This window comes from Bradyrhizobium ingae (genome assembly GCF_055791185.1).
In genome coordinates this window covers 30,436-42,846 of record NZ_JBVUBB010000019.1, presented here as the reverse complement: position 1 = coordinate 42,846, position 12,411 = coordinate 30,436, and the positions used below count along the sequence as shown (strand labels likewise).

Below are 12,411 nucleotides of genomic sequence, written 5' to 3'. Positions count from 1 at the left end.
ACCCATCTCTTTACTTTCCGTGTGGCTAGAGCAGCGGCGGGTTACGCTTCTCTAGCCTAACCCACGATCTCTTGCGCGGGATGATGGTCAGTCATCTGCGCGCTCGTTCAGGATGCAACGCCCGCAATCGCCAGCACTGTGTGCATCAGCACGTTCGTCCCCGCGGTGCAGTCTGCCTGCGTCGCGTCCTCCAGCTCGTTGTGGCTGATGCCGTCCTTGCAGGGTACGAACACCATCGCCGCCGGCATCACTGTGTTGAGGTTGCAGGCATCGTGACCCGCGCCGGAGGTGATGCGGCGGCTGGAATAGCCGAGCGTGTTGGCAGCGTTCTCGACGGCTGCAATCAGCTTCGGATCGAAGTGCGTCGGCGCCTTGCGCCAGACGAGATCAAGCTTCACTTCGACCTTGCGGCGTGCGGCGATATCGGCAATGGCCGCGCGCAAGTCGCGATCGAGCGCGTCCATGATCGCGGCATCCGCGCTGCGGCAATCAACCGTGAAGGCGATCTCGCCGGGGATGACGTTGCGCGAGGGTTTTGCGATCACGGCCTCGCCGATGGTGCCAACCGCTTTCGGCCCGTGCTTGCTGGCGATTGCCTCCATTGCCAGAACGATCTCCGAGAGCGTCGCAAGTGCGTCGCGGCGCAGCGGCATCGGCGTCGAGCCGGCATGGCTTTCAAAGCCGGTGATATGGCCGTCGTACCAGAGCACGCCCTGGCCGGAGTCGACGACGCCGATGGTCTTTGTCTCCGCCTCCAGGATCGGTCCTTGCTCGATATGCAGCTCGACGAAGCACCCAAGCTTCTGGAAGCCGACCGGCTTGTCGCCGCGGTAGCCGATCGTATCCAGCGCCTGGCCGACCGTGACGCCCTCGGCATCCTTGCGCGACAGGATATCGTCGGTGGTGAAGTCGCCGACATAGGCGGCGGACGCCATCATGGCCGGTGCAAAGCGCGAACCTTCCTCGTTGGTCCAGTTGACGACGCAGATCGGCGCTTCGGTCTCGATGCCGGCGTCGTTCAGCGTGCGGATCACTTCGAGCGCGCCGAGCGTTCCCAGAATGCCGTCATATTTGCCGCCCGTCGGCTGGGTATCGAGATGTGAGCCGATGCCGACAGGCGGCTTCGACATGTCGCGGCCTTTCCGCAATCCGAACATCGAGCCGAGCGCGTCGACGTGCACCTCGAGCCCCGCGTCCTCGCACGCCTTGCGGAACCAATCACGCACCTGCTTGTCCTCGGTGCTCAGAGTCAGTCGCCGCACGCCGCCCTTCTGTGTCGCGCCGAATTGCGCGGTCTCGTGGATGGAGCTCCAGAGGCGGGCGGAATCGATTTGCAGATTGGTGGCGGCTCGGCTCATGCGGTCAGTCCATCTTAGCTGTCATTCCGGAGCGCCCGAAGGCGAACCCGGAATCTCGAGATTCCGAGTTCTCGCTATGCGAGCCCCGGAATGACGATTGAGTTGTCCGGCCCTCGTTCAATGACGCGCCGGCATCTCCGCGTCAACCGCGAGGCTCTTTTGCGCGATCTGCCGCGCGAGCTCGGCGACGCGCTCGATCGCGACGACGTCGGGCGAGGCGAGCCAGCTTGCCGTGAAGGTCAGCGGCGTGATGTTCAGGTCAGTATCGAGCAGTTGCAACCGTCCATCGGCGAGTTCTTTCTCGACGATCGCTGAAGGGATCACGGCGATGCCGAGCCCTTCGACGGCCATGTGGATGACGGTGGCAAGCGACGCGCTCGCGTGCAGCCGGATCGGCGGCAGCTCGGGCCGGTCGAACACCTCACGCACGACCTCGTAGGGTTTGGTCTTGCGCGGGAAGGTGATGATCGGAAAGCGTGCGAGGTCCTGCCGGGTCACGGGGCCATTGCCCAGGCCCAGCGACGGGCTCGCGAGAAAGCCGATCGGATAATCGACCAGCATACGGTTGTGCACGCCGGAGGCCGACAGCGGCCCCACCACGAAAGCGAGCTCGATCTCCTGCGCCATCAAACGCGCGGTCAGGTTCGGTGTGATGTCGACTTCGATCTCCAGCGACAGGTTTGGATAGATTTCGTTCACGCTCTTGACGAGCCGCGGCAGCCAGGTGTGCACGATGGTCTCGGCAACGCCCAGCCGCATCACGCCGCGCATTGCGGAGGCGTTGCCGATCTCGGCCATCATCGCCGCGCGCAGGCCGATTAGTTTCTCCGCATAGACCATCATCTGCCGGCCGCTCGGTGTCGGCGAAGCGATGCGATGATCGCGGTTGAGGAGCTTCACGCCCATCTCGCGCTCGAGCTGGGCAATGCGCTGGGAGATCGCCGGCTGGGTGGTGTTGAGCCGCGCCGCGGCTCCCCGGAAGCTGCCGAGTTTCACGACCCAGAGGAAGGTTTCGATCGACCTGAAGTCCAGCATTGGAAGGAATTTTCCAATCGATAAATAAAATTTATCGATCTACATTAGAAAGGAAGATTAGACTTTATACCATGCTTGGTGTTCGCTGTCCTTGTCGAGATTATAGGCAGGTCGATTGGATGACTGTTTTGGTGGCAGTGCAGCAAACTGAATCAAGCGACACCATTCCGAGCCGTCAGGCCCGGCTCGCCTATCGCGCCGGAGAGGTCGGCTCGACCGCGGGCGTCGCCCCCGGCTTCGTTCAGGGCAATCTGGCGATCCTGCCCGAGAAATACGCCAGCGCCTTTCACCGCTTCTGCCAACTCAATCCGAAGCCGTGCCCGATCATCGGCATGTCCGATGTCGGCAGCCCTTTCATTCCGGCGCTGGGCGTTGATCTCGATATCCGCACCGACGTGCCGCGCTATCGCGTGTGGCGCGATGGCGAGGTCGTGGAAGAGCCGACCGACATCACGAAGGACTGGCGCGACGATCTCGTGACCTTCGTGCTCGGCTGTTCGTTCTCTTTCGAAGAGGCGCTGCTCGACGAGGGCATGCCGATCCGCCACATCGAGCACAAGGTGCGCGTACCGATGTACCGCACCAACATCGCCTGCGGTGAATCAGGTCCATTCGCCGGACCCATGGTGGTGTCGATGCGTCCGTTCAAGCCGGCGGATGCGATCCGCGCGGTGCAGATCACCTCGCGCTACCCCGCTGTGCACGGAGCGCCCGTGCATCTCGGCCATCCGCACCTGATCGGCATCAAGGACATTGCCAAGCCCGACTACGGCGATCCCGTGCCCGTCGCCGACGACGAGATCCCGGTGTTCTGGGCCTGCGGCGTGACGCCGCAGTCGGTGATCAACGCCGCGAAACTCCCGTTTGCGATCACGCATTCGCCGGGCCTCATGCTGGTGACGGATTTGAAGAACAGGAACATGGCCGTGATTTAGTGGGCAGCATATGCTGCTTCTTCAGGCTTTACCGTGCAAACCAATCGCTCCATCGATAGCCGCAAGTAAGAGGGGAATTTGCCAATGACGATCACGCGCCGCGACGTTCTGCTCGGAGCCACTGCTACCGCAACTGCCGCACTCATGCCGCTCGCAGCTCGCGCGCAGACTTCGGAAGTGGTGATCGGGTTGACGTACCCAATGTCCGGCGCCAATGCCCAGATCGGCGTCGATGCGCAGCGCGCGTTCGAGACGGCGGTCGACATCATCAACAAGGACTTCGATTTCGACCTGCCGCTCGCGAAGGGCGAAGGGCTGCCGGGCCTCGGCGGCGCCAAGATCCGCCTGGTCTTCGCCGACCATCAGGGCGATCCGCAGAAGGGACGCGCCGAGGCCGAGCGCCTGATCACGCAGGAAAAGGTCTGCGCGGTGCTCGGCACCTATCAAAGCGCCGTTGCGGTCACCGTCAGCCAGATCTGCGAGCGTTACCAGATTCCGTTCATGTCGGCAGACAATTCCTCGCCCAGCCTGCATCGCCGCGGTCTCAAATATTATTTCCGTCCTTCGCCGCATGATGAGATGTTTTCGGCCGCGATGTTCGACTTCCTCGATGCAATGAAGAAGAAGGGCACCAAGATCGATTCGCTGGCGCTGTTTCACGAGGACACGATCTTCGGCACCGATTCCGCCAACGCTCAGCTCAAGCTTGCGGCCGAGCGAGGCTACAAGATCGCCGCTGACATCAAGTACCGCGCCAACTCGCCGTCGCTGTCGGCCGAAGTGCAGCAACTGAAGGCGGCCAACGCCGACGTGCTGATGCCCTCGAGCTATACCACCGACGGCATCCTCCTGATCAAGACCATGGGTGAGCTCGGCTACAAGCCGAACGCCATCGTGGCGCAGGCCGCCGGCTTCTCCGAGAAGGCGTTCTATGACGCGGTCGGCGACAAGGTCGAGGGTGTGATCACCCGCGGCAGCTTCTCGCTCGATCTCGCCGCCAAGCGGCCGATGGTCGGCAAGATCAACGCGATGTTCAAAGACAAGTCCGGCAAGGACCTCAACGACAACACCTCGCGCGAATTCATGGCGCTGATCGTGATGGCGGACGCCATCAATCGTGCCAAGTCCACCGACGGCGAGAAGGTCCGCGATGCCCTGGCCGCGACCGACATGCCGGGCGAGCAGACCATCATGCCCTGGAAGCGCGTCAAGTTCGACGAGATGGGCCAGAACGACGACGCCGATCCGGTGCTTCTGCAGTATGTCGGCGGCAAGTTCGTGACCATTTCGCCGGCGCAGGCGGCAGTGGCCGAACCGATCTGGCCGATGAAGTAGACAGGCCGCAGGGCAGGGTGGGGGACCAAGCACTGTGATAGCCGAGAAGAGCGAACTGCTTCACCGCATCGTCATTGCGAGCCACCGGGTCTGCGCGAAGCGCGGCCCGATGACAGGCTCCGCGAAGCAATCCAGGAACGTATCCGCGGAGACAGTCTGGATCGCTTCGTCGCTAAAGCTCCTCGCAATGACGGAGTTCTGCTGGAACATCCTGCATGTGGAGCTGCACCAGTGACAGCCGAAACCATTATCCAGTCACTGGCCAGCGGCCTCCTGATGGGGCTGCTCTACGGACTGATCGCCGTCGGGCTCGCGCTGATCTTCGGCCTGATGGACGTCGTGAACTTCGCTCATGGCGAGTTCCTGATGATCGCGATGTATGCAACCTTCTTCCTGTTCGCGTTCTTTGCGATCGATCCCTTGCTCTCGGCGCCGCTCGTTGCCGCGGCCCTGTTCGTGTTCGGGGCCCTGATCTATCTGCTGGTTGTTCGCTTTGCGATGCGTGCCAAGGCCAATGCCGGCATGGTGCAGATCTTCGCAACCTTTGGCCTGGCAATCGTGATGCGGGGCCTGGCCCAGCTCTTCTTCACGCCGGACTATCGCAGCATCACGCACTCCTGGCTCGGCGGCAAGACCGTCTCGGTCGCCGGCATCTTCCTGCCGGCGCCGCAGCTCGTTGGCGCCCTGGTGTCGATCGCAGCCTTTGCCGGGCTCTATTTCTTCATCAACCGCACCGATTTCGGCCGCGCGCTGGAGGCAACCCGTGAAGACCCCGGCGCTGTCGCGCTGGTCGGCATCGACAAGAACCGCGTGTTCGCGCTCGGCTGGGGCCTTGGCGCGGCCCTGGTCGGTCTCTCCGGCGCCATCATGGCGGTCTTCTTCTATATCTATCCCGACGTCGGCGCGTCCTTTGCGCTGATCGCCTATGTCACGGTGGCGCTCGGCGGCTTCGGCAGCGTGTTCGGCGCCTTTGCCGGCGGTATCGTGGTCGGCTTGGTCGAAGCAATGACCGCGCTGGTGCTGCCGCCATCGCTGAAATCGGTCGGCATCTACGCCGTCTATCTCCTCGTGGTCTTCATCCGGCCGCGCGGCCTGTTCGGGTCGATGTGATGGACAAGAATTTTTCCGCGCGGCGCCGCCGCGATCTGATCATAGCCGCCGTGCTCGCGGTGATCGCAGCGCTGGTGCCGCTGTTCGTGAAGGACGTTTACGTCCAGAACATCATGATCCTGACGCTGATGTACGCAGCGTTGTCGCAGAGCTGGAATATCCTGTCCGGCTATTGCGGACAGATTTCGCTGGGGCACGCGCTTTATTTCGGGTTGGGTGCCTACACCACCGCGCTTCTCTTCATGAAGTTCGGAGTGCTGCCGTGGTTCGGGATGATCGCCGGCGGCTTGATCTCCGCAGCGATCGCGATGGCCCTCGGCTATCCCTGTTTCCGCCTCGGCGGCCACTATTTCGCGATTGCCACCATCGTGATCGCCGAGATTGCGCTGCTGTTGATCCAGAACTGGGATTGGGCGGGCGCAGCGCTCGGCATCGACATTCCCGTGCGCGGCGATAGCTGGCTGAAGTTCCAGTTCACGCGAAGCAAGCTGCCTTACTTCTATTTTGCCCTCGCGCTCGCCTGCGTCGCCTGGTTCGTCACCTGGTGGCTGGAAGATTCCAAATGGGGCTTCTGGTGGCGCGCTGTGAAGGACAACCCGCAGGCCGCCGAGAGCCTGGGCGTCGACGTGTTCGATTCCAAGATGGGCGCCGCGGCCGTCTCGGCCTTCCTGGTCGCGGTCGGCGGCAGCTTCTACGCGCAGTTCGTTTCCTATATCGATCCTGAGAGCGTGATGGGCTTCCAGTTCTCGCTGCTGATGGCGCTGCCGGCGGTGCTGGGCGGGATCGGCACTCTCTGGGGTCCTGCGCTCGGCGCGGTCATCCTGATCCCGCTGACGGAATTGACGCGCTCCTATATCGGCGGCTCCGGCCGCGGGGTTGACCTCATCGTCTATGGATCGCTGATCATCCTGATTTCGCTGGCGCTGCCGCGAGGGCTGGTGAGCCTGTTCTCGTCACGCAAGGGAGCCGCACGATGACCGCGCTCCTCGAAACCCGCGGCGTCTGGCAGCGGTTCGGCGGCCTCGTCGCCAACTCGGATGTCTCGATCTCGGTCGGTCGCGGCGAGATCGTTGGGTTGATCGGCCCCAACGGCGCCGGCAAGTCGACGCTGTTCAATCTCATCGCCGGCGTCCTGCCGCCGACGCAAGGCTCGATTCTATTCGACGGCGAGGATGTCACGCGCATGCCGGCGGCCGAGCGCTGCCAGCGCGGCGTCGGGCGCACCTTCCAGGTCGTCAAGAGCTTTGAGACCATGACGGTCATCGACAACGTCATCGTCGGCGCGCTGGTGCGCAACACGGTGATGCGCGAAGCCCGCCGCAAGGCGCATGAGGTGCTGGAGTTCACCGGCCTTGCCGCGCGTGCAAATGTGCTTGCAAGCGACCTCGTGCCGGCCGAGAAGCGTCGCCTTGAGGTGGCGCGCGCGCTTGCCACCGAGCCAAAGCTGTTGCTGCTCGACGAAGTCCTCACCGGTCTCACGCCGACGGAAGCACAGACCGGTGTTGCGCTGGTGCGCAAGGTGCGCGATGCCGGCATTACCGTGCTGATGGTCGAACATGTCATGGAGATCGTGATGCCGCTGGTCGACCGCGCCATCGTGCTCGACCTCGGCAAGGTGCTGGTCGAGGGCAAGCCCGCCGACGTTGTCCGCGATCCCAAGGTGATCAGCGCGTATCTGGGAGATCGTCATGCTGTCGGTGCGTGAAGTCACGACCGCCTATCAGGGGCTGGTTGCGATCTCCTCCGTGTCGATCGATGTCGAGAAGGGCGAGATCGTCTGTGTCGCCGGCGCCAACGGCGCGGGCAAGTCGACGCTGCTCAAATCCATCGCCGGCGCCGAGCGCCTGCGCTCAGGCACCGTGACGTTCGACGGCAAGCGGCTCGACGGCATGGCGCAACATCATATCACGGCCACCGGCATCGCCTATGTGCCGGAGAACCGCCGCCTGTTCCCGCGCCTGTCGGTGCGCGATAATCTTCGCCTCGGCAGCTATCTCTACCGAAGCGAAGCAAACCGCGAAGGCCCGCTCGAACTCGTCTTCAATCTGTTCCCGCGTCTGTCGGAACGCCTCGAGCAGCGCGCCGAAACGCTCTCCGGCGGCGAGCAGCAAATGCTGGCGATCGGCCGCGCGTTGATGACGCGCCCTCGGCTGTTGATGTTGGACGAGCCCTCGCAGGGCATCATGCCAAAGCTCGTCGACGAGATTTTTCAGGCCGTCAAACGCATCCGCGACGCCGGCATGACCGTCCTGATCGTCGAGCAGCGCATGGCCGAATGCCTCGAGATCGCCGACCGCGCCTACATCCTGCAAACCGGCCGCGTGCTGATGCAGGGGCCCTCGGCGGAGATCAAGGGCAACCCGGACGTGCGGAAGGCGTATCTGGGGCTTTGATCCTTTTATCTCCAGTTACACCAACGTCATCCTGAGGTGCGCGCTCTTGCGCGCCTCGAAGGATGAGCCGCAGGCGCCCGCTGCCCATCCTTCGAGGCTTCACCTTGCGATGCCAACGCATCGCAGGGCTCGCACCTTAGGATGACGGTGGCGGATGTGGCTGGCGCTTGCAAAGACGATCTTGTGGCAGATCCTTGCCATTCCCTCAGTGTCATCGCCCGCCTTGTGCGCACTTGCGCACTGGGGCGGGCGATCCAGTATTCCAGAGGCAGCGATGGGATACGGAGAAGCCGCGGCGTACTGGATCACGGGGAATGACAGGCGGTGGTTGAGGCGACATCGTCGCGCCAATGACGGGCGGGCGCTAGTGATGCTCCCCATGCTCCGGCAGCGTCAGCCCGAACACCTTCACCAGATCCTTCACCTGCTCCGGCGACAGATGGCGCGGGTTCATCCCGCGCAGCAGCAGGTACAGTTTCGCCGTCTCCTCCAGCTCCTCCGTCGCGAACACGGCGGCTTCCAGCGTGTCGCCGGCGACGACCGGGCCGTGATTGGCGAGCAGCACTGATGAATATTTCCCCGCCAGCCCCTTGATCGCATCCGCCACCGCGGGATCGCCCGGGCGGTAATAGGGCACGAGCGCGGTGGTGCCGCATTTCATCAAATAATAGGCCGTCATCGGCGGCAGGGCCGCGCGCGGGTCGATCTCGGGCAGCATCGAGAGCGCGACCGAATGGGTCGAGTGCAGGTGCACGATCGCGCGCGCCGCGCCCCGCGTGTCGTAGAGCGCCGTATGCAACGGGACCTCCTTGGTTGGCGCATCGCCCGAGACGAGCCGGCCGGAGGCATCAAGCCGCGACAGCCGGGCCGGGTCGAGGAAGCCGAGCGAGGCGTTGGTCGGCGTCACCAGCCAGCCGCCGTCGTCGAGCTTGACGCTGATATTGCCGGAGGAGCCCGGCGTCAGGCCGCGCTCGAACAACGAGCGGCCGAAGCGGCAGATATCCTCGCGTAGTTTGCTGTCATTGCTCATGAAAGGGGCCCTGTTAGCTTCGTTGTCTCACGCTTTGGCAGCGCGGCCAAGCCGTGATATGCGGTTCAAGTGGCCGCCGAGAACCGGCCATTGAGGAACGTTCCAAGGGATCAATCGCATGTCGTCAGCCTCGCAAAAACCGCGTATCGCCGTCATCGGCCTCGGCTCGATGGGCTTTGGCATGGCCACATCGCTGAAACGGGCGGGATTCGCCGTCACCGGCTGCGATGTCTCGGCCGACGCGGTCGCACGCTTCGTCAAGGATGGCGGCGCAGGCGGGAAGACGCCGGCGGAGGCGGCGAAGGAGGCTGATGTCGTCGTCAGCGTCGTCGTCAACGCCGCGCAGACAGAGGCGATTTTGTTCGGCAAGGATGGCGCGGCCGAAACCATGCCGAAGGACAGCGTCTTCATCTCGTCCGCCACCATGGATCCCGACGTCGCAAGGCGCCTCGCCAGGCAGCTCGAGGCGACCGGCCGGCATTATCTGGATGCGCCGATCTCCGGCGGCGCGCAGCGCGCCGCGCAAGGCGAGCTGACGATTCTCGCCTCCGGCAGTCCGGCCGCCTTTGCCAAGGCGCGCCCCGCGCTCGATGCCATGGCGGCCAAGCTCTACGAGCTCGGCGATGCCGCGGGCCAGGGCGCTGCCTTCAAGATGATCAACCAGCTCCTGGCCGGCGTGCACATCGCGGCTGCCTCGGAAGCGATCGCCTTTGCCGCCAAGCAGGGCCTCGACATCCGGAAAGTGTACGAGGTGATCACGGCGTCCGCCGGCAATTCCTGGATGTTCGAGAACCGCATGCCGCACGTGCTGGACGGCGACTACACTCCGCGGAGTGCGGTCGAGATTTTCGTGAAGGACCTCGGCATCATTCAGGACATGGCACGATCGGCAAAATTCCCGGTGCCGGTCTCGGCTGCCGCGCTCCAGATGTTCCTGATGACGGCCGCCGCCGGCATGGGCCGCGACGACGATGCTTCGGTGGCGCGGATGTATGCGCAGGTCACCGGCGTGAAGCTGCCCGGCGAAAAATAAGAGGACGATGCCATGCCCCGTTTTGCCGCCAACCTCTCGATGATGTTCACCGAGGTGCCGTTCCTCGACCGCTTCGATGCCGCCGCACAGGCCGGCTTCACCGCCGTCGAATTCCTGTTTCCCTATGACCACCCGGTCGACGCGGTCGGCGAGCGGCTCAAGCGCAACGGGCTCACGCAGGCGCTGTTCAACCTGCCGCCCGGCAATTGGGATGCCGGCGAGAAGGGCTTTGCGGCGTTGCCCTCGCGCTTCGCAGATCTCAAGCAGAGTCTCGAGACGGCACTCCCTTACGCCCAGGCGACTGGCGTCAAGCGTCTGCATTTGATGGCAGGCATCGCCAACCGCGGCGATCGCCTCGCGATCGAGGCCTTCTACAAGTCGGTGGCGTGGGCGGCGGAATTCTTTGCGCCGCACGGCATCGACATCGTGATCGAGCCGATCAATTCGCGCAACGTTCCCGGCTATTTCCTCAACGACTTCGGCTTCGCACGCGACGTGGTCCAGGAATTGCGGTTGCCGAATTTGAAGCTACAGTTCGACATCTATCACTGCCAGATCATCCATGGCGACGTCACCATGCGCCTGCGTGAGATGATGCCGATCATCGGCCATGTCCAGATCGCCAGCATCCCCTCGCGCAACGAGCCCGATAGCGAGGAGCTGAACTATCCCTTCCTGTTCGCCGAGCTCGACCGTCTCGGTTATGCCGGCTTCGTCGGCTGCGAATACAATCCGCGTGGCAAGACCACGGATGGTCTCGCCTGGTTCAAGCCCTACGCTGGAGCAAAGTCGTGACACTTGCGCTGGGTTGCATCGCCGACGACTATACCGGCGCCTCCGATCTTGCCAACACGCTGACGCGGACGGGCCTGCGCACGGTGCAGACCATCGGCGTGCCGTCCGACGATCTGGCGCTGCCTGAGGTCGATGCGGTCGTGGTGTCGCTGAAGAGTCGCTCGATCGAGGCGGGACTTGCGGTGACGCGCTCGCGCGCGGCGGAGAAATGGCTGCGCGGCCGCGGCGCGAGCCATGTGTTGTTCAAGATCTGCTCGACCTTCGATTCCACCGACGCCGGCAATATCGGCCCGGTCATGGACGCCCTGCGCGAAGACTGCAGCGAGGCGCTCGTGCTGGTGACGCCGGCTTTCCCGGAGACCGGCCGCACCGTCTACCAGGGCAATCTCTTCGTCGGCAGTGTTCCTCTCAACGAGAGCCCGCTGAAAGACCATCCGCTCAACCCGATGCACGATTCCAACCTGGTGCGGGTGCTGGCGCGGCAGAGCCGGACCAAAGTCGGCCTCGTCAACCTCGCTGGCGTGACACGCGGCCCGGATGCCGTGCGTGCGCAGCTCTCCGAGCTCTCGGCCAAGGGCACGGGCGCAGCGATCATCGACGCCGTGTTCGACCGCGACCTCGAGACCATCGGTCTCGTTGCCGCGGGCCATCGGTTGTCGGTCGGTGCTTCCGGCATCGGACTCGGCCTGGCGCGCGCACTGGTCTCGACGGGAAGGGTGAGTCCGAATGTCGCAGCCACCGATGCGAGCGCGCCGGTCGGCGGACCGGCAGCGTGCCTCGCCGGAAGCTGCTCGCAGGCGACCCTTGCGCAGATCGGGAATGCCGAACGTGTCATGCCGGTGTTGCATCTCGATCCCGAGCAAATTGTCGCAGGCGGAAGCGAAGCACAGCGCGCGATCACCTGGGCGAAACCACGGCTCGCTGATGGTCCGTTGCTGATCGCCTCGAGCGCGACGCCCGAGGCGGTCGCAGCGGTGCAGGCACGTCACGGCCGCGATGCGGCCGGTCATGCCATCGAGCAGGCCATGGCCGATATCGCCGAAGGGCTGGTGCAATCGGGTGTTCGGCGCCTGGTCGTCGCCGGCGGCGAGACGTCGGGCGCCGTCGTTGACCGCCTGAAGATTCCCGGCTTCCTCGTCGGCGCGGAAATCGCTGCGGGCGTGCCGGTGTTGCGCGCGGTTGGTGCCGAGGAAGGCAACATGCTGCTTGCCCTTAAATCAGGCAATTTCGGCGGGCCGGAGTTTTTCACCGATGCGCTTGGCCTCATGCGCTAAGCGCAGGGCTCTCTTAGTCCTCTGTTTATTTCTTTCGCGTTCCGTACTCGTACGGGGTCGTAGTTAACATCTGCTCAGTTCCTTTAGTGTTGGATGGCGGCTGCACTCCTTTG

Annotated in this window: 12 protein-coding genes; 9 read left to right on the top strand and 3 right to left on the bottom strand. The window is 63.9% G+C overall.

Features of this window, described 5'->3' with window-relative positions:
- Positions 1–107: 107 nt before the first annotated feature.
- Together ACV1FX_RS24855 and ACV1FX_RS24850 are read right to left on the bottom strand one after the other, a co-directional pair.
- Positions 108–1,358, bottom strand: a complete 1,251-nt coding sequence (locus ACV1FX_RS24855) for an allantoate amidohydrolase (protein ID WP_473120205.1) — start codon at positions 1,356–1,358, stop codon at positions 108–110.
- 117 nt (positions 1,359–1,475) lie between these two features.
- The gene (locus ACV1FX_RS24850; protein ID WP_473120204.1) at positions 1,476–2,393 is read right to left on the bottom strand and encodes a LysR family transcriptional regulator; all 918 of its coding nucleotides are present in this window, start codon (positions 2,391–2,393) and stop codon (positions 1,476–1,478) included.
- A 119-nt stretch (positions 2,394–2,512) separates the two neighbouring features.
- Here ACV1FX_RS24850 and ACV1FX_RS24845 point away from each other — a divergent pair, with 119 nt between their 5' ends.
- The 6 genes from ACV1FX_RS24845 to ACV1FX_RS24820 all read left to right on the top strand — a co-directional run bounded on the left by ACV1FX_RS24845 (position 2,513) and on the right by ACV1FX_RS24820 (position 8,166).
- Positions 2,513–3,328, top strand: coding sequence for a putative hydro-lyase (locus tag ACV1FX_RS24845; RefSeq protein ID WP_473120203.1), 816 nt, complete (start codon positions 2,513–2,515; stop codon positions 3,326–3,328).
- Positions 3,329–3,412: 84 nt separating this feature from the next.
- Positions 3,413–4,663 (top strand): ABC transporter substrate-binding protein, encoded by a 1,251-nt coding sequence (locus ACV1FX_RS24840; protein WP_473120202.1) that lies wholly within the window; start codon positions 3,413–3,415, stop codon positions 4,661–4,663.
- 231 nt (positions 4,664–4,894) lie between these two features.
- Positions 4,895–5,773, top strand: a complete 879-nt coding sequence (locus ACV1FX_RS24835; protein WP_473120201.1) for a branched-chain amino acid ABC transporter permease — start codon at positions 4,895–4,897, stop codon at positions 5,771–5,773.
- Positions 5,773–6,750, top strand: a complete 978-nt coding sequence (locus ACV1FX_RS24830) for a branched-chain amino acid ABC transporter permease (protein ID WP_473120200.1) — start codon at positions 5,773–5,775, stop codon at positions 6,748–6,750. The genes ACV1FX_RS24835 and ACV1FX_RS24830 overlap by 1 nt, the downstream gene beginning before the upstream one ends.
- Positions 6,747–7,478, top strand: coding sequence for an ABC transporter ATP-binding protein (locus ACV1FX_RS24825; protein WP_473120199.1), 732 nt, complete (start codon positions 6,747–6,749; stop codon positions 7,476–7,478). The genes ACV1FX_RS24830 and ACV1FX_RS24825 overlap by 4 nt, the downstream gene beginning before the upstream one ends.
- Entirely contained in the window at positions 7,462–8,166 is a 705-nt protein-coding gene (locus ACV1FX_RS24820; RefSeq protein ID WP_473120198.1) for an ABC transporter ATP-binding protein, read from the top strand. Before ACV1FX_RS24825 ends, ACV1FX_RS24820 begins: the two co-directional genes overlap by 17 nt.
- 364 nt (positions 8,167–8,530) lie before the next feature.
- Here the strand turns inward: ACV1FX_RS24820 and otnC are convergent, their stop codons facing one another.
- Entirely contained in the window at positions 8,531–9,196 is a 666-nt protein-coding gene (otnC, locus tag ACV1FX_RS24815; RefSeq protein WP_473120197.1) for a 3-oxo-tetronate 4-phosphate decarboxylase, read from the bottom strand.
- A gap of 118 nt (positions 9,197–9,314) precedes the next feature.
- Between otnC and ltnD the strand changes: the two genes are divergently transcribed.
- From ltnD to otnK, 3 genes are read left to right on the top strand one after another with little or no spacing between them, the layout of a single operon-like run.
- Complete coding sequence (gene ltnD / locus ACV1FX_RS24810; protein ID WP_473120196.1) at positions 9,315–10,229, top strand: L-threonate dehydrogenase; 915 nt, start codon at positions 9,315–9,317, stop codon at positions 10,227–10,229.
- A 12-nt stretch (positions 10,230–10,241) separates the two neighbouring features.
- Positions 10,242–11,024 (top strand): 2-oxo-tetronate isomerase, encoded by a 783-nt coding sequence (gene otnI / locus ACV1FX_RS24805; protein ID WP_473120195.1) that lies wholly within the window; start codon positions 10,242–10,244, stop codon positions 11,022–11,024.
- Positions 11,021–12,298 carry a 3-oxo-tetronate kinase gene (gene otnK / locus ACV1FX_RS24800; RefSeq protein WP_473120194.1) on the top strand — a complete coding sequence of 426 codons (1,278 nt, stop codon included), beginning with the start codon at positions 11,021–11,023 and terminating at the stop codon, positions 12,296–12,298. Before otnI ends, otnK begins: the two co-directional genes overlap by 4 nt.
- Positions 12,299–12,411 lie beyond the last annotated feature (113 nt).

Excerpts from the sequence above, each read along its gene's own strand:
- ACV1FX_RS24855 (WP_473120205.1), bottom strand. The coding sequence starts at position 1,358 with ATGAGCCGAGCCGCCACCAATCTGCAAATCGATTCCGCCCGCCTCTGG.
- ACV1FX_RS24850 (WP_473120204.1), bottom strand. The coding sequence starts at position 2,393 with ATGCTGGACTTCAGGTCGATCGAAACCTTCCTCTGGGTCGTGAAACTC.
- ACV1FX_RS24845 (WP_473120203.1), top strand. The coding sequence starts at position 2,513 with ATGACTGTTTTGGTGGCAGTGCAGCAAACTGAATCAAGCGACACCATT.
- ACV1FX_RS24840 (WP_473120202.1), top strand. The coding sequence starts at position 3,413 with ATGACGATCACGCGCCGCGACGTTCTGCTCGGAGCCACTGCTACCGCA.
- ACV1FX_RS24830 (WP_473120200.1), top strand. The coding sequence starts at position 5,773 with ATGGACAAGAATTTTTCCGCGCGGCGCCGCCGCGATCTGATCATAGCC.
- ACV1FX_RS24825 (WP_473120199.1), top strand. The coding sequence starts at position 6,747 with ATGACCGCGCTCCTCGAAACCCGCGGCGTCTGGCAGCGGTTCGGCGGC.
- ACV1FX_RS24820 (WP_473120198.1), top strand. The coding sequence starts at position 7,462 with ATGCTGTCGGTGCGTGAAGTCACGACCGCCTATCAGGGGCTGGTTGCG.
- otnC (WP_473120197.1), bottom strand. The coding sequence starts at position 9,196 with ATGAGCAATGACAGCAAACTACGCGAGGATATCTGCCGCTTCGGCCGC.
- ltnD (WP_473120196.1), top strand. The coding sequence starts at position 9,315 with ATGTCGTCAGCCTCGCAAAAACCGCGTATCGCCGTCATCGGCCTCGGC.
- otnI (WP_473120195.1), top strand. The coding sequence starts at position 10,242 with ATGCCCCGTTTTGCCGCCAACCTCTCGATGATGTTCACCGAGGTGCCG.